The following is a 16,884-nucleotide window of genomic DNA, read 5'->3' on the forward strand; positions in this document are numbered from 1 at the left end:
ACGCAGCGATTTCGCTCTACAGTGCTGCAAATCTGCATCACGCCAACCGCCATGAACTGGGATGACACCCGCATCTTTCTCGCCCTGACACGCGCCCCTTCCCTGCGCGCGGCCGCACGCATCCTGGGCGTGGACCAGGCCACCGTGGGCCGCCGCCTGAACGCGCTGGAGGCCGAGTTGGGCAGCAAGCTGTTTTTGCGCGCCAGGGATGGCTACCTGCTCACGGCCGCTGGCGAGGCAGCGCTGGGCGCGGCGCGACGCATGGAGGGCGCGGCGCTGGACCTGCGCACGCGCATCGAAGGCCTGGACGACAGCCCGGCCGGCCTGGTGCGCGTGACCAGCACCGACTCGATTGCCACAGAATTCCTGCTGCCCGCCATCGAGCGCCTGCAGCAGCGCTGGCCCGGCATCCGCGTGGACCTGGAGGTGTCCACCCAGATGCTCAACCTGGGCCGCCGCCAGGCCGACATCGCGTTTCGCAACGTCCGCCCCGAGGCGCCCGAGCTGGTGGTGCGCCGCGTGGCGGCATGGCCGGTAGGGCTGTTTGCGAGTGCCGCCTATGTGGCGCGCTTTGGCGAGCCCGTGGCCGAGGACGAACTGCGCGGCCACCACCTCGTGGTCTACGGCCCCTTCCTGGAGCAGCGGCCCGTTCCCACCATGGTGGACGTGCCCGCGCGACAGGCCAGGATCGCCATGGCCGCCAACTCCAGCCTGCTGGTGCGCAAGGCCGTGGCGGCCGGCATAGGCCTGGGCGAAATGCCCGTGAGCATGGGCGAGCGCGAAGGCCTGCTGCGCATCTGGCCGCAGCGCCAGCGCTCGGACGACTACGAGGTCTGGCAGGTCATGCACCCCGACCTGCAGCGCACGGCCCGGGTGCGCGTCACGGCCGAGTTCCTGGCCCAGGCGCTGGGCGCGGAGCCTGCGTGATGCAGAGCTTGTCCAGGGCGGCGGCAATCACGGCGGCAGGGATGCAGGCATGCAGCGGGAGCCGATGATCGGCAGAACCTGCGCCAGCGCACCGGACAGGCTGCCCGGTGGCCACCGGCTTCGCCTTCAGTCTTGGGAAGCAGGCCTGGGCCTGTCCTTGCGCAGCATCTCCAGATAGAGCGCCTCCACCTTCTCGCGCGCCCAGGGCGTCTTGCGCAGGAACTTCAGGCTGGAGCTGACGCTGGGGTCCAGCGCAAAGCAGCGCACCGGAACCTGCCGCGCAAGCCCGGCCCAGCCGTAGCGGGCCTCCAGGGCAAGGACGATGGCTTCGAGCGTGACGCCGTGCAGCGGATTGCGGGGCTGGGCGACGGGAGGCGGGGTTTCTTGCATGGCGCGATTTTCGCCCGCCTTTGCAGTGCTGCGGACCGCAGCTTTATTTGTAATTACATGCAACCACGCCGTAAGTTTCTGTAGCATTGTGGCGTTCCTGGCCTTCTGCTGCACTCCCCGACCATGCCCGCCCTGTCCCTTCGCCAGAAACTGCTGGCACCGCTGGTTTTCTGCCTTCTCGCGCTGCTTGCGCTCACCCTCTTCAACGCCTACCAGGCACGCGACAAGGCCTACGAGGCCCGGCAGCAGGCGCTGCGCGACTTCGTCGATGCGGGCGACAGCCTGATTGCGGCGATTGCCGCCGAGGCCAAGGCCGGCAAGCTGACAGAGGAAGAAGCCAAGGCCACCGCCATTGCCCGCGTGGGCCAGTTGCGCTATGCAGGCGGCGCAGGCTACATCACCAGCATCACCACGGATTCCGTGGTGCTGAACAATCCCGCAAGCCCGGGCATCAACGGCAAGAACATGGGCGGCTTCCAGGATGCCAAGGGCAACTACCTGTACCGCAACATTGCCGCCGTGGGCGCGTCGGCCCAGGGCAGCGGCTACCTCACGTACTGGTGGCCCCGCCCCGGCGCCAAGGAGCCCAGCGAGAAGCTGGCCTATGCCAGGCGCTCCACGGCCTGGAACTGGGACCTGATCGCTGGCGACTATGTGGACGACATCCAGCAGGCCTTTGTCGCCACCATCACCAAGTCGGTAGCGGCGCTGGCCGTGCTGGGCGCACTGCTGTCCCTGATTGCGTGGCTGGCCACGCGCAGCGTGCTCAATGCCATTGGCGGCGAGCCGGCGGTGGCGGCCGAGATTGCCAACCGCATCGCCTCGGGCGACCTGTCGCAGTCGGGGCTGGCGGGCGCAGCCCAGGCCCCCGAAGGCAGCGTGATCGCCGCCGTGCAGCGCATGAGCGAGCAGCTGCGCCAGCTGGTGACACGCATCCATGACACGGCCGGCGTCATCCACCGCTCGGCCGGCGAGATCGCCACGGGCAGCGTGGACCTGTCGCAGCGCACGGAGCGCCAGGCCAGTTCGCTGGAAGAAACCGCCGCCTCCATGGAGCAGCTCACGGCCACCGTGCACCAGAACGCCGAGAACGCCCAGCACGCCAGCCAGATCGCCTCGGGCGCCTGTTCCGTGGCCGAGCGCGGCGGCTCCGTGGTGGACCAGGTGGTGGCCACCATGGGCGAGATCAACAGCTCCTCGCGCCGCGTGGTGGACATCATCGGCGTGATCGACGGCATTGCCTTCCAGACCAATATCCTCGCGCTGAATGCGGCCGTGGAAGCGGCGCGCGCGGGCGAGCACGGGCGCGGCTTTGCCGTGGTGGCGGGCGAGGTGCGCACGCTGGCACAGCGCAGCGCCTCGGCCGCGCGCGAGATCAAGACGCTGATCCAGACCTCGGTGGAAAGCGTGGACGCCGGCGCCACCCTGGTGGACCAGGCCGGCCAGACCATGCGCGAGGTGGTCACCACGGTGCGCAACATCACGGGCATCGTGACCGAAATCGCCTCGGCCAGCCGCGAGCAAAGCAGCGGCATCGAGCAGGTGGGCCATGCCGTGACCGACATGGACCGCGTGACCCAGCAAAACGCCGCCCTGGTCGAGCAGTCCTCGGCTGCCACGCAGGTGCTGCAGGAAGAATCGGAGAAGCTGTCGCGCCTGACGGCTTCGTTCAAACTCTAGAGCCGGCTCTGCCCTCCCTGCCTCCCCTTTCCTTACCTCCCCTTCTTCCATCCCCATGATCACCTGCTACCTGCGCTACATCATCGACCCGTTCAAGGCCAAGGAATTCGAGCACTACGGCAAGACCTGGATTCCGCTGGTCGAGAAGTTCGGCGGCAAGCACCACGGCTACTTCCTGCCGTCCGAAGGTGCCAACAATGTGGCGCTGGCCATGTTCAGCTTTCCCAGCATGGCGCTGTACGAGGAGTACCGCATCAAGTCCATGCAGGACCCCGAATGCCAGGCGGCCTTCCGCTACGCGGAGGACACGCGCTGCATCCTCAGCTACGAGCGCAGCTTCATGCGCCCGGTGTTCGGCTGAACCTCCCCCGCGCCACGCCCATGTGCGTGGCGCGCGTTTGCAAATACGGAATCGGTATTTTCACAACTGAAGCACGCTAACTAGCATCCATCCCATTGCAATCTTTTGAGGATGGAGCGCGTGAACAAGCGTCGTTTCCTGCTGGCCGGCCCTTCTCTGCTGGCCGCTGCCGCCCTGGCTTCCACCACCGCCGCGCGGGCTGCGGCCGACCCCAGGACCCGATTGGTCGTCGCCGACCAGAGCGAGCTGCTGCGCCACCTGCTGGATGCCAGCGGCGAGCGCAAGCGCCTGGGCTTTCAGCTGGAGCTGCCCAACTTCGCGGGCGGCCCGGCCATCTTCGAGGCCATACGCGCAGGCGCGCTGGACATTGCCTATGTGGGCGACACGCCGCCCATCCAGGCGCGCGCCGCCGGTGTGCAGCTGCCCATCATCGCCACCTTCACGCGCGAGCGCGCCCAGTACCGGCTGGTGCAGCGTGCCGATGCAGGCATAGAGCGCCTGGCCGACCTGCGCGGCAAGCGCCTGAGCTATGTGGAAGGCTCGGGCCGCCAGGTCTTCCTGATCGAGGCATTGACACGCGCGGGCCTGACGCTGGCCGACGTGAAGCTGGTCAACCTGCGCGTGGCCGAACTCAACGACGCGCTGCGCGCCAAGGCCGTGGACGTGGCCGTGCTCATGGAGCCCCATGTCACGCGCCTGGGCAAGCAGATCGGCGCGCGGCCCGTGCCCGATCCGCAGGAGCGCACGCTGCTGCCCGCCACCTCGTACCTCTATGCCCGGCCCGAGGTGCTGGCCGACCCGGCCAAGTCCCAGGCCATCGTCGATTTCCTTGGCGCCTTCGTGCGCGCAGGCAAGTGGAGCAATGGCCACGAGCAGGAATGGGGCCGCCACTACTACACGCAGTTCCAGCGCATCGATGCGGAGAGCACGGCGGCCATCCTGGCATCGCAGTCCGACCTGCTGTTCCAGACGGCCGCCGAGGCGCAACCCCACCACCAGAAGCTGATCGACATCCTGCACGCCGCCGGCAGCCTGCCGCAGCGGCTGGATGCGGCCGGCTCCTTCGTGTCCACCTACGACCGCGTGATCGTGGCCAACCGATGAACCGGCCAGAAAACACACGATGACGCAAGCGCAACTGGATATCAACGCGGCCGGTCTGGCACCGGCCACCGCAGCCACCGCTCAATCCGAGCCCGCCACCCGGGCCGCCGTGCAACTGGTGCCCGCGCGACTGTCGCAGGGCGCGCTGCTGGTGGGCCCCGGCCTGCTGCTGGTGCTGTGGGAGGCGGCCTCGCGCCTGGGCTGGCTGTCGCCCGAGACACTGACCGCGCCCTCGCAGGCCCTGGTCGCCGGCTACGGCATGGTGGCCGACGGCAGCCTGCTGCCCCACCTGCTGGCATCGGCAGGCCGTGCCTACAGCGGGTTGCTGCTGGGCGTGGTGGCTGGCGTGCTGCTGGCCCTGGCCTCGGGCCTGACGCGCACGGGCGAGGCCCTGCTCGACGGCCTGGTGCAGATCAAGCGCGCCGTGCCCACGCTGGCGCTGATTCCCCTGGCCATCATCTGGCTGGGCATTGGCGAGTCCATGAAGATCTTTCTGATCTTCACGGCCGTGCTGGTGCCCGTCTACATCAATACCCACGCGGCCCTGCGCGGCATCGACATCGGCCATGTGGAGCTGGCCCAGACCCTGGGCCTTTCGCGCGCCGAATTCATCCGCAAGGTGGCGCTGCCGGGCGCGCTGCCGGGCTTCTTCGTGGGCTTGCGCATTGCCGTGTCGCTGTGCTGGACGGCGCTGGTGGTGCTGGAGCTGATCAACACGCAGACCGGCATCGGCTACCTCATGAACCGCGCCCGCGACTGGGGGCAGACCGATGTGATCGTGGTGGGCATCCTCATCTACGCCCTGCTGGGCCTGCTGTCCGACGCCGTGGTGCGCCGCGTCGAGGCGCATGTGCTGTCCTACCGGAGGTCGCTGGGATCATGAGCCATCACCCCACCCCGGGCGCCGTGCGGCTGCAGCGCTTCACGCGCAGCTTTGGCGGCAAGAACGTGCTGGACGCCATCGACCTGGACATTGCCCCGGGCCAGTTCGTGGCCCTGCTGGGCGAGTCCGGCTCGGGCAAGACCACCTTGCTGCGCGCGCTCGCCGGGCTGGACGGCCATGCGCAGTCCAGCGGCGCGGCCAGTGCGCAGGGCAATGTCTCCGTGCTGTTCCAGGACGCGCGCCTGCTGCCCTGGCTGTCGGTGCTGGACAACCTCACGCTGGGGCTGGACGCCCGCGCCGTGCTGCCCGCAGCACGGCAAATCCTGCACGACGTGGGCCTGCAGGACAAGGCTGGCGCCTGGCCCGCCACGCTGTCGGGCGGCCAGAAGCAGCGCGCCTCGCTGGCCCGCAGCCTGCTGCGCGACCCGCACGTGCTGCTGGCCGACGAGCCCTTCGGCGCGCTGGACGCGCTCACGCGAATGCGCATGCACGGCCTGCTGCTGCGCCTGGTCGAGCGCATACGGCCCACGGTCATCCTCGTCACGCACGACGTGGACGAATCCCTGCTGCTGGCCGACCGCATCCTGGTGCTCAGGGACGGCCGCATCGCCGAGGACCACGCCGTGGACCTGCCCCATCCCCGCCGCCCCGACCATCCTGCCTTCATGCAGCTGCGCGCCACCTTGCTGCGCAGCCTGGGCGTCGAGACAGAGATCGCCTGACGCCGGCCCCGCCCGCGAAACAACCCACACAACAAAGGACTGCTCCCATGTCTCGGCAACTGCACCTGAACCTGTTCCTCATGACGCGCGGCCACCACGAAGGCGCCTGGCGCCATCCCGGCGCCAACCGCAAGGCGCTCACCGACCTGGAGCTGTACGTCGATGCCGCACGCATCGCCGAGGCCGCCAAATTCGACGCCGTCTTCCTGGCCGACAGCCTGGTCGGGCCCGAGAACGGCCAGCAGATCACCTCGGGCCTGCTGGACCCGCTGGTGCTGCTGACGGCACTGGCACTGCGCACCGAGCGCATCGGCCTGATCGGCACCGCCTCCACCACCTACAGCCATGCCTACACGCTGGCGCGCCAGTTCGCCTCGCTGGACCATCTGTCCAAGGGGCGGGCGGGCTGGAACATCGTCACCTCCTGGGCGCCCAATGCGGGCCTGAACTACGGCCTGGCCGACAGCGTGGACCACGGCGACCGCTACCGCATCGCCGAGGAATTCGTGTCCGCCGTCGATGCGCTGTGGCGCAGCTTTCCGGCCAGCGCCCTGCTGGACGACACGGCGGCCGGCCAGTTCCTCGACGCATCGCAGATCCGGCCCATCCACTTCGAGGGCAAATACATCCGCACGCGCGGCCCGCTCAACGTGCCCGGCAGCCCGCAGGGCCGGCCCGTCTTCGTGCAGGCAGGCCAGTCCGAATCGGGCCGTGCCTTTGCCGCGCAATGGGCCGAGGCCATCTTCACGGCCCATGGCTCGCGGGAATCGGCCCAGGCCTTCTATGCCGACATCAAGGGACAGGCGCAGCGGCTGGGCCGCCGCCCGCAGGACATCGTGATCCTGCCCGGCATCAGCGCCGCCATCGGCTCCACCGAATACGAGGCGCGCCAGGTCTGGGAAGAGCTCGACAGCCTGACCAGCATCGAGGTCGGCCTGGCCCGCCTGTCCGCACGCTTTGGCGGCCACGACTTCTCGGCCGTGCCGCTGGACCGCCTGCTCACGCGCGACGACTTCCCCGATCCCGACAAGGTCGAAGCCTCGCGCAGCCGCGCCGTGGGCTACGTGGAAACCAGCCTGCGCGACGGCCTCACCCTGCGCGGCCTGCTCAGGCGCCTGGCCGGCGCCCGCGGCCACCTGGCCGTGGCCGGCACGCCCGAACAGGTGGCCGACATCATCGAAGACTGGTTCAGGCACGGCGCAGCCGATGGCTTCAACGTCATGCCGCCCATACTCAACCAGCAGTTCGAGCTGTTCACCAGCGAAGTCGTCCCCCTGCTGCGCAAGCGCGGCCTGTTCCGCGAGGAATACGAAAGCCGCACGCTGCGCGGGCATTTCGGGCTGGGGGAGCTGGCGGGGACGGGGGCGGGTGGTGCCCCAGCCGCCCGCCCAAGGGAGCGAGCGCTGGCGGCTTGACCGATGCGGCGCTGCGGCTGCACAGACGGGCCTACAGCAGAATGTCCGCCGTGGGGTACTTCCAGAAGTCGCGCAGCAGGTAGCTGATCGGCAGGTTCAGATTCGTGGAGCTGGGTGGAATCGGCTGCAGGAACCACTTCTCGTAGATGGGGTGGATTTCGCGGCTGGTGATGATCCGCTTCATCTCTTCATCGACCAGTTTCTTGAACGCGGTATCGGCCTTCGGCAGCATGATCGCCAGGGGTTCGGTGGACAGGAACTTGCCCACCACCTTCAGGGCACGTGGATCGGGCCGTGCAGCGGCCAGCCCGTTGAGAAGCACGTCATCCATCACGAACGCGTCGGCTTCGCCCTTCTCCACCATCTCCAGGGCCCTCGCGTGATCGGGGGCCTCCACAATGGTGATGCCCATGAGGCGCTGCCTGTTGGCCTGCGTCACCAGGGCCATCGGGCTGGTGCCCTTGGTGGAAACCAGCTTTTTGCCCTTGAGATCCTCCATCGCGTTGATGGTGCTGTCGGCCTTCACGAGCATCCGGGCGCCGGTGATGAAATGGGGAACCGTGAACGCCACGGTCTGGCGCCGCTGCGCGTTGTTCGTGGTCGAGCCGCACTCCATGTCGGCCTTGCCCTGCTCGATCACGGCCATGCGATTGGCGGGCGTGACCATCAGGAACTCCACCTTCATGTCCTTCCTGCCTGTCTGCTTGCGCACCGCCTCGGCCAGGCGAAGGCACAGATCCAGCGCATAACCGACGGGCTTGCGGCTGCGGGTGTCGATGTAGGAGAAGGGAACCGACGATTCCCGGTGCGCAATCACCAGCGCGCCACCGGCCTGGATCTTGTCCAGCACACCGGCTGCAGATACACCGCTCAAGGCCCACAGGCCCAACGCACCCAACGCAATACCCCACTGGCGAAAGATCATCTGAGTCCTTGGCTCGCAAGCGCCGGGCGGCGCCCAGCAGGTTGTGACAGGTTATACACGTATTGTTACTAGGTGCGCAAACCTGGGCTGCTGGCTGTTTCGGTGGCAGCTTGGGCACTGGCTTTTCCCCCTCCCCCGTTATGGCAGGATCACCAGCACCAGAATTACCGAGGGAATTCCCATGCTGATCAACTGCGTTGCCTACGAAAACGGGGCCAAGCTGGCGGACATTCCCGTCGCCGACATCAGCAACTACATAGAGCGGCCCGGCTGCTTCGTCTGGGTGGCGCTGGCGGACGCCACGCCGGCCGAGCTGGAGGAGATGCGCCAGGAGTTCGGCCTGCATGCCCTGGCCGTGGAGGATGCGCTGCACGGTCACCAGCGGCCCAAGCTGGAGGAGTACGGCAGCTCGCTGTTTGCCGTGATGCACCTGCTGGAGCCCGAGCCCGAGCGGCCCGGGCACTTCAACCATGGCGAGGTCGATGTCTTCGTGGGCTCCAACTACGTGCTGTCGGTGCGCAACCGCAGCAAGCGCGGTTTCCTGGGCGTGCGCGAGCGCTGCGAGAGCGAGCCGGAGCTGCTGCGCCACGGCTCGGGCTTTGTGCTGTATGCGCTGATGGATGCGGTGGTGGACCGCTACTTTCCCATCATCGACGCGCTGGAGGTGGAGCTGGAGCAGATCGAGCAGCAGATCTTCACCAAGGGCGCGGCGCGCGACAACATCAAGCAGCTGTATGAACTCAAGGGCCGCGCCATGGACCTCAAGCACGCCGTGGCCCCCCTGCTGGAAGCCGTGGGCAAGCTCAACGGCGGGCGCGTCCCCCAGATCTGCGTGGGCTCCAGGGACTACTTCCGCGATGTGATGGATCACCTGGGCCGCATCAACGCCCAGATCGACACCATGCGCGACACCGTGGGCACGGCCATCCAGGTGAACCTGTCCATGGTGTCCATCGAGGAAAACGAAGTCACCAAGCGGCTGGCAGCCTGGGCCAGTATCTTCGCCATCTGCACGGCCTTCTTCGGCGTCTGGGGAATGAACTTCGAGAACATGCCCGAACTGAAGTGGCAGTACGGCTATCCGGCCGCACTGCTGTTCGTGCTGGGTGTTTGCGGCCTGCTCTACTACAAGTTCCGCAAGGCGGGGTGGCTGTAGGCGGCGGGAAGGCGAGCGGTGCCAGGGTATTCACCCAGCCGCACCGTCACAGCCGCGTCACACATCCACGCCACCATCCCAGGCGCCAACTCCTGGACGCCCGGATTCCCCACCATGTACGACGAACTTCTGCCCGACCACCATGATTCGCTGATGCAGCGCATCGAACGCGATCTGCTCGACAGCTACGACGAAGAACTGGAGATGGAGATAGACGACGCCCGCCTGGGCAGCGGTGGCGACGATCTGGACGGTGCCGACACCGTGAGCCGCCAGACCTACTTCCGCGAGCTGCTGCGCCTGCAGGGCGAGCTGGTCAAGCTGCAGGACTGGGTGCAGCACCACAGGAAAAAGGTGGTCATCCTCTTCGAGGGCCGCGATGCGGCCGGCAAGGGCGGCGTGATCAAGCGCATCACCCAGCGCCTGAACCCTCGCGTGTGCCGCGTGGCCGCCCTGCCCGCGCCCAACGACCGCGAGCGCACGCAGTGGTATTTCCAGCGCTATGTCTCCCACCTGCCTGCGGGCGGCGAGATCGTTCTCTTCGACCGCAGCTGGTACAACCGCGCGGGCGTGGAGCGCGTGATGGGCTTTTGCTCCGACGAGGAGTACGAGGAGTTCTTCCGCTCCGTGCCCGAGTTCGAGAAGATGCTGGTGCGCTCGGGCATCACGCTGGTGAAGTACTGGTTCTCCATCACCGACGAGGAGCAGCACCTGCGCTTTCTGGGCCGCGTGCACGACCCGCTCAAGCAGTGGAAGCTCAGCCCCATGGACTTCGAGAGCCGCCGCCGCTGGGAGGACTACACCAAGGCCAAGGAAGCCATGCTGGAGCGCACCCACATCGCCGAGGCGCCCTGGTGGCTGGTGCAGGCCGTGGACAAGAAGAAGGCCCGGCTCAACTGCATCTCCCACCTGCTGACGCAGTTGCCCTACGAGGAGATAGAGCACCCGGCCATCGTGCTGCCCGAGCGCACGCGCAACCCGGAGTACACGCGCAACCCGGTTCCCCAGCACATGTACGTTCCGGACAAGTACTGACACCCCCTGAGGCGCTTCGCGCCTTCCCCCTCTCTACCCGCTTTGCGGGGGAGGGGGACGACACCCTCGGTGCGGGGGCGGCCCTTCCTTGGTGTCTCTGGCTTCAGCAAGTGCCCATTTCATGCGCACGGCCGACTTTCAGACCTTATGTGCCTCGCCGTCCTCCACGGATGCCTCGGGCCACTCAGAGGACGCGGAGGGCTCGGAAGACTCGGACGCCTCAGGCGTCTCTGGCGCTGGCTCTGCCTCGGCGACTGCAGCCGCCTGCGGCACCTCGGCAACCTCTACAACCTCGGCCGCACGCTTGCGCCGGTCCTGCTCCAGCAGCGCGGTCAGCGCCGCGTGGATGCGCTCCAGCTTTCCGCCCGGGTTGACCCACCAGTCCGTGGACCAGATGCGCAGAATCTGCCAGCCCAGGCCGCGCAGCACCTGCTCGCGCAGCTTGTCGCGGTCGCGCGCCGTGGCCGAGCGGTGGTAGGTGGCGCCGTCGCACTCCACGCCCGCCAGGTAGCTGCCCGCATGGTCCGGGTGCACCACGCCCAGGTCCACGCGGAACGAGGATGCGCCGATCTGCGTGTGCACGCGCCAGCCCTTGCGCTCCAGCGCCTGGGCCACGCTGGCCTCGAAGGGGCTGTCGAAATCGCCCTGGCTGCCATGGTGCGACTCGGCCAGCGCGCGCGGGCCGCGCTCGGCAAATTCCAGGAAGTGCTTGAGATCGCGCACGCCCGCCGCCTGGGTGCGCGACAGGTCCATCTGCTCGCCGCGCAGGCTGGAGAAGATGCGCAGCTCCTGCCGCGCGCGCGTCACCGCCACGTTCAGCCGCCGCTCGCCGCCGTCGCGGTTGAGCGGGCCGAAGTTCATGGATACCGCGCCCGAGATATCGGGCCCGTAGGTGATGGAAAAGTACATGATGTCCCGCTCGTCGCCCTGCACGCTTTCCAGGTTCTTGACGAAGACGGGCTCCAGCAGCGCATCGGAGAAAAACGGCTCCAGCCCCGGGTCCTTGCGGCGCTCTTCGTCCAGCAAATCCTCGATCAGGCTTTGCTGCTCGGAGTTGAAGGTGACCACGCCGATGGTGGCGCCCGACTGCGCAAACCCCGGCGACTTCAGCCGCGCCACCAGGTCGGCCACCAGGGCCTTGGCCTCGGGCTGGTTGATGCGGGCGCCACCTTTTTCATAGCGGCCCTGCACGGCGTGGAAGCTGACGGCGCGGTCATCGGTGACGGGCGAGGGAAAGGTCACCAGCCCGCCGCCGTAGTAGCGGTGGTTGCTGAAGGCGATCAGGCTTTCATGGCGCGAGCGGTAGTGCCACGACAGGTTGCGCGTGGGCAGGCTGGCGCCCAGGCATTCGTCCAGGATGCTTTCCATGTCGCCTTCCACGCCCTGCGTGTCCTCGTCGAAGGTGTCGGAGGTGTCGGCGCGGCCGAAGAAGCTGGTGGGCGGCAGCTGCTTGGGGTCGCCCACCATGACCACCTGCTTCGCACGCGCCATGGCGCCGATGGCGTCCCAGACGGGAATCTGCGAGGCCTCGTCGAAGATGACGATGTCGAAGTTGCTGGTCTCGGCGCTCAGGTACTGGGCAATGGACAGCGGGCTCATCAGCAGGCAGGGCGTCAGGCGCAGCACGGCCGAGGGGATCTGCTCCAGCAGCTGGCGCAGCGGCAGGTGCTGGCGCTTCTTGGTGATCTCGCGCCGCAGGATGCCCCACTCGCTGTTGCGCTGGATGCTGTCGGCCGACGGCAGGCCCGCGCACAGCCGCGCACGTATCCACTGGCGCGTGACCGAGGTGAATTCATCGTCCAGCGCGCGGAAGTCGGCAATGCGCCGCTCATGCTCGGCAGAGACAAAGCGCTTGAGCACCTCGTCCTCGTCCACGGCCAGCGCCAGCCACCAGCGCGCGTAGTTGACCTCGAAGGCCTGGGGCGCCTGGGCCGGTTCCAGGCTGCCGGACTCGATGGCGTCGGCCAGCGCACCCAGCCCGCCCGCGCGGGCCGTGGCCTGGGCATTGCGCCAGGCGCACCAGGCATGCAGGCCGCCCTGCCCGGCCAGCACGCCGCCCGCCGTGGCCGCCAGCTGCTCGGCCGTGCGCTGGGCCAGGGCACGCTGCTGCGGCTCGCCATGGGCTGCCGCCGCGCTGAAGGGGTCTATGGCCGCGTGCAGGCCGGCCAGGCTGTCCAGCAACTGCTGGCAGGCCATGCCGACCGCGGCACCCTCGCCCAGCTCGGCGCTGCGCAAGGCCAGCACCTGGTGCAGCGCCTGGCGTGCCTGGGCCAGCTCGGCCTCCTGCCAGCCCAGCCCGGTCAGCCCTGCCTGCAGCGATCCCTGCAGGCGCAGCGCATGCTCCACGGCTTGCGGGCGCGTGTCCAGGCCGTCCCAGACGCCGGGGCAGCGCAAGCGCAGATCGTCCAGCGCCAGCAGCTGTTCCTCGATGGCGCTGCGGGCCGCCAGCTGCGCATGGGCCTGCTGCAGCGCCGCACCACAGCGGCCCTGGGCCACGGCGGCGTGCGATGCCATCAGGCCGCCGCGCCGCGTCAGTTGCAGGCGCTCGCGCTCGAAGGCCAGCGCGTCCTGCAAGGCCTGGGCATCGGTTTCCAGGCCGCGCCACAGGCCGTGGCTGGCATCGGCCAGCGGCAGGTAGCCATCGAGCTGGCGGTCGATCTGGTACAGGGCCTGCAGGCGCTGCACTTCGGCCGCCCAGCGCTCACCGCCGTGGCCTTCGGCCACGGCCTCCAGTCCATCGAGCGAGAAGGATTTCTGCGCGCGCGCGGCCAGCAGGGCCGCATTGGCCTTCAAGGCGCTGCGCGCATGGTCGGTGCGCGTGCGGTGTCCGGCCCACAGGCCGTCGGCTGCGGCGCCGGGCTGGATCTGGTCCAGTTCCTCGCGCAGGCCCCGGATGCGCACCAGGGCGGCCAGGTCATCGGCCACGCGCGGCTCGCCCGCGCCTTCGATGGTGGCCTCCAGCGCCGCGCGCACCTTGCGCCGGCCCAGCCAGGACAGCGGCCACAAGGACTTGCCGGCCCTGGCCCATTCGCGCTGCAGCTGCGAGACATTGAGCTGGCCCACGCCCGGGCCGTACTTGACGGACAGGCCCTGGCGCAGCGCCGCGATCTCGTCGATGCACTGCAGGCCGCGCTCCAGCTCGTCGCCCAGGGACACGGGCCAGGGCGTGCCCAGCCCGGCCTGCAGGCGCCGGCGCTGCGCCAGCAGGTCCAGCGCCTGGGCCAGGCGCGTCTGCAGCTCGGCCGGCCAGGGCGCCGGAATCTGTGCGGACAGATCACCGTGCTGCGCCAGCAGCTGCAGGCCCGATTGCAGGGATTCGCCAATGCGCGCGCCGTCAGGCAGCACGCAGAAAGCCAGGTTGCGGCCTGCGGCCGCAGGCAGCGCGCGCGCGATCACGCCCAGCGCCGAGCGCGCCTGGCGCCCCAGCGCCGGCCACTCGATGCGCAGCAGCCGGCCCAGCTGCTGCGCCGCCTCGGCAAAGCCCTGGCCTGCATCGTGCAGGGCCTGGGCGGCATCCACCATCTGCTGCTGCCAGCGCACGGACCAGTCGCTGGCCTGCACCGTGGCCAGCGGCCCGTCCTTCAGATGCTGCGCGCCCACGGCCTGGGCATTGGCCTGCAGGCGGCCCGCAGTCTCGCGCAAAAGGGCCAGGCCCGCTTCGTCATGGGCCTGGGGCGTGGGCCAGTGAAATCCCAGGCGCGGCAGCGCCTGGCCACCGGCCACGGCGCCAATGGCGCGGTAGATGGTCCAGCCGTTGGCGTGGCGCCGGTGCAGGCGCTCCACATAGGCCGACAGCTGCTCGCGCAGGCGGCCGAGCTGGCTGGCCTTGGCGGCCCAGGCCTCGGCATCCACCTGGCCATGCGAGTCCCAGGATTTCTGCAGCTGGCCCAGCACGTCGAGCTTGCGGCTCTTGTTGGAGTGCAGCTCCAGGCAGAACTCGCCCAGGCCCACTTCGCGCAGGCGGCGGTAGACCACGTCCAGCGCGGCGATTTTCTCGGCCACGAAGAGCACGCGCTTGTCCTCGGCCAGGCACTGCGCGATCAGGTTGGCAATGGTCTGGCTCTTGCCCGTGCCCGGCGGGCCGATGAGCACGAAGTCCTTGCCGCGCGCAGCGGCCATCACGGCCGACAGCTGCGATGAATCGGCCGGCAGCGGGCTGAAGACCTGCTGCGGCGCGAACTCCTGGTCCAGCCGCCGCGTGTCGGGAAAGGCGATCTCCGAGCGATAGGGCTCGCGCGGCGTGTCGATCAGGTGGGCGACCACGGGCGAGCTGCGCAGCTGGTCGGCGCGCTCGGCCAGGTCCTTCCACATCAGGTATTTGGCGAAGGAGAACATGGACAGCACCACGTCCTCGCTGACCTCCCAGCCGCGCACGTCCTTGATCGCCTCGCGCACGCGGGCCCAGATGCCGGTGATGTCCAGTCCGGCCTCGTCGCGCGGCAGGTCGCCTGCGGGCACGCCCAGCTCCAGCTGGAAGTCCTGGCGCAGCATCTCGACCAGCGTGGGGTTGAAGCGCGGCTCGTCCTCATGCGCCTGCAGCGTGAAGCCCGAGCGCGCGCTCTTGCGCTCCAGCGTGACGGGCAGCAGGATCAGCGGCGCGCGCACGCGCACATCGGGCTTGTCGGGCCGGCTCCAGACCAGAAAGCCCAGGGCCACGAACAAGGTGTTGGCGCCGCCTTCCTGCAGCGCGTTGCGCGCGCCGCGAAACAGCTCCACAAAGCGGCTGTCCAGCTCCAGCGGCTCCAGGTCGATGAAGACCTCGCGCCGCTGCAGCGCCTCTTCGGCGTGCGCGCCGCGCAGGTCTTCCAGGCTGCGCGCCTCGTGCAATGGCTGGCTGCGCGGGTCCTTGCCCTGCATGAGCTCGGGGCTGGGCAGCAGCTTGAGCACCTGGCCCCGGGCCAGCGTGTCCTCCAGCGCGGGCGCGGCCACCTGCAGCAGCAGCGATTTCTTGCCGGGCTTGAAGTTGAGCAGGGCATTGCGCAGCGACAGGTCCAGCAGCCGGCGCTGCCAGCGCGCCAGCCTGTCCTTGGGATCGAGCTGGGAGGTGGGCACTTCGCGTGTCTGCGCCTGCGCCAGGAGTTCGGGCGGCGGCTCCACGGTGAGCCGTGGCTCGGCCTGTCCTTCGCCGGCCTCGGGCGCGGCGTCCTGCGGCTGGGCCAGCGCCAGCGGGCGGATGCGCTGCATGCGTGCGCGCCGAACGTCCACCAGCAGCTCGAACTGGTCCTCATGCTCTTCGGCCAGCTGGCGCGCGCCCTGGGCAATGGCCTGGCTGAAGGCCACGGCCTGGCCTTGCGCGGCCAGCGTGGTCTCGAAGACCACCAGCTCCTGCAGCTTGAGCCGCTTGCGCACGGCCGTGATGTCATCGACCACGGCGGTCGAGAATTCCTGCCTGCCCAGCCACAGGCCCACGAAGGCATGGCCGCGCGTGAAGACCAGCAGCGGGTTCAGGTGCGCCTGCTCCAGGCAGGAGGCGAACAGCAGCGTCAGGTCCAGGCAGGTGGCCAGGCCCGCATCCAGTACCTGGGACGCGCCGCGTATCTTCTGGCCCGCATGCTCGAAGCTGGCCGGCGGCAGCGCGTAGTTGAGTTTCTTCTGGAGCACGGAGGTCCAGATGGCCGAGGCCAGTTCCCAGGCCCGCTGCGGCCCCTGTTCATAGCCGTTGATGGCGCCGGACTTGCCCGCCGCCTCCAGCGCCTGCGCCGCGCCCTTGAGGATGCGGTCCACGGCCGGATCATTGGGTTGCACGAAGGCCGCCACCATCTCGGGCAAATGCCCCAGGCCGCCCCACTGGTTGCGGGCCAGCAGTTCCAGCGGGTGTTCGTGCCGGGCCAGCACCGTCTCTGCCGGCTGGCCGCTGCGCAGCTCCAGCCGCAGCACGGCAGGCTCGGCCTCGGTCAGGCGCGAGAGCAAGGCGCCGTCCAGCGCCACATCCAGGTCGGTCAGCGCATAGGTGCTGTGCGCGGCCACCGACTCCAGGCGCCACGTGCGCGGCTTGATGAAGGCAGGCTCCGAGGCCAGGTGCAGGCTCAGCGCCTGCAGCGGCAGCTCGCCCTCGTTGACGATGGCCAGCTCCAGCAGCGCGGGCACGGCGTTCTGGAAGTCGGCGAGATTGAGCTTGGCGACGGTGCCGATGCGCAGCTGCGGGGCCGTCTGCGGCGCCTGGGCGGCGGCGGGGGCGGCATCTGCGGGGGAATCTCGGCGGGGGTCTTCTGTCATGCGCGGTAGTCCTTGGCTGGCCAGCAGGCGGCGGGAACTGTCGAAATCCCGTCATATTCCTGGCCTGACG

12 protein-coding genes are annotated in these 16,884 nt (G+C 68.9%); 9 read left to right on the forward strand and 3 right to left on the reverse strand.

Annotated features, from left to right (window positions below; translation table 11 throughout):
• Positions 1–51: 51 nt before the first annotated feature.
• The gene (locus ACF8NF_RS11775) at positions 52–927 is read left to right on the forward strand and encodes a LysR family transcriptional regulator (protein WP_016446407.1); all 876 of its coding nucleotides are present in this window, start codon (positions 52–54) and stop codon (positions 925–927) included.
• Between the two features lie 126 nt (positions 928–1,053).
• On the opposite strand, the gene ACF8NF_RS11780 is transcribed toward ACF8NF_RS11775, so the two are convergent.
• Entirely contained in the window at positions 1,054–1,317 is a 264-nt protein-coding gene (locus tag ACF8NF_RS11780; RefSeq protein ID WP_310043904.1) for a VF530 family protein, read from the reverse strand.
• 123 nt (positions 1,318–1,440) lie between these two features.
• Between ACF8NF_RS11780 and ACF8NF_RS11785 the strand changes: the two genes are divergently transcribed.
• The 6 genes from ACF8NF_RS11785 (at position 1,441) to ACF8NF_RS11810 (ending at position 7,482) form a co-directional block, all read left to right on the forward strand.
• Positions 1,441–2,997, forward strand: a complete 1,557-nt coding sequence (locus ACF8NF_RS11785; protein ID WP_016446409.1) for a methyl-accepting chemotaxis protein — start codon at positions 1,441–1,443, stop codon at positions 2,995–2,997.
• A gap of 55 nt (positions 2,998–3,052) precedes the next feature.
• Positions 3,053–3,358: an NIPSNAP family protein gene (locus ACF8NF_RS11790; RefSeq protein WP_016446410.1), complete on the forward strand. Its 306-nt coding sequence runs from the start codon at positions 3,053–3,055 to the stop codon at positions 3,356–3,358.
• A 111-nt stretch (positions 3,359–3,469) separates the two neighbouring features.
• Positions 3,470–4,462, forward strand: coding sequence for an ABC transporter substrate-binding protein (locus ACF8NF_RS11795; RefSeq protein ID WP_016446411.1), 993 nt, complete (start codon positions 3,470–3,472; stop codon positions 4,460–4,462).
• Positions 4,463–4,481: 19 nt separating this feature from the next.
• Entirely contained in the window at positions 4,482–5,345 is an 864-nt protein-coding gene (locus ACF8NF_RS11800) for an ABC transporter permease (protein WP_034366761.1), read from the forward strand.
• Positions 5,342–6,067: an ABC transporter ATP-binding protein gene (locus tag ACF8NF_RS11805; protein ID WP_013801847.1), complete on the forward strand. Its 726-nt coding sequence runs from the start codon at positions 5,342–5,344 to the stop codon at positions 6,065–6,067. The genes ACF8NF_RS11800 and ACF8NF_RS11805 overlap by 4 nt, the downstream gene beginning before the upstream one ends.
• Before the next feature lie 47 nt (positions 6,068–6,114).
• On the forward strand, positions 6,115–7,482 hold the full coding sequence (locus tag ACF8NF_RS11810) for an LLM class flavin-dependent oxidoreductase (protein WP_267179122.1): 1,368 nt from the start codon (positions 6,115–6,117) through the stop codon (positions 7,480–7,482).
• 31 nt (positions 7,483–7,513) lie between these two features.
• Here ACF8NF_RS11810 and ACF8NF_RS11815 read toward each other — a convergent pair whose 3' ends face one another.
• Entirely contained in the window at positions 7,514–8,407 is an 894-nt protein-coding gene (locus ACF8NF_RS11815; RefSeq protein WP_392450634.1) for an amino acid ABC transporter substrate-binding protein, read from the reverse strand.
• A 181-nt stretch (positions 8,408–8,588) separates the two neighbouring features.
• Between ACF8NF_RS11815 and corA the strand changes: the two genes are divergently transcribed.
• Together corA and ppk2 are read left to right on the forward strand one after the other, a co-directional pair.
• Complete coding sequence (gene corA / locus ACF8NF_RS11820) at positions 8,589–9,563, forward strand: magnesium/cobalt transporter CorA (RefSeq protein WP_012206223.1); 975 nt, start codon at positions 8,589–8,591, stop codon at positions 9,561–9,563.
• Between the two features lie 114 nt (positions 9,564–9,677).
• Positions 9,678–10,598 carry a polyphosphate kinase 2 gene (gene ppk2, locus ACF8NF_RS11825; RefSeq protein ID WP_017404332.1) on the forward strand — a complete coding sequence of 307 codons (921 nt, stop codon included), beginning with the start codon at positions 9,678–9,680 and terminating at the stop codon, positions 10,596–10,598.
• A gap of 138 nt (positions 10,599–10,736) precedes the next feature.
• Here the strand turns inward: ppk2 and ACF8NF_RS11830 are convergent, their stop codons facing one another.
• Entirely contained in the window at positions 10,737–16,814 is a 6,078-nt protein-coding gene (locus ACF8NF_RS11830) for a DUF4011 domain-containing protein (protein WP_392450635.1), read from the reverse strand.
• Positions 16,815–16,884: the final 70 nt, after the last annotated feature.

The organism is Delftia sp. WSY_22 (assembly GCF_043104185.1).
GTDB classification, from domain to species: Bacteria; Pseudomonadota; Gammaproteobacteria; order Burkholderiales; family Burkholderiaceae_C; genus Comamonas; species Comamonas tsuruhatensis.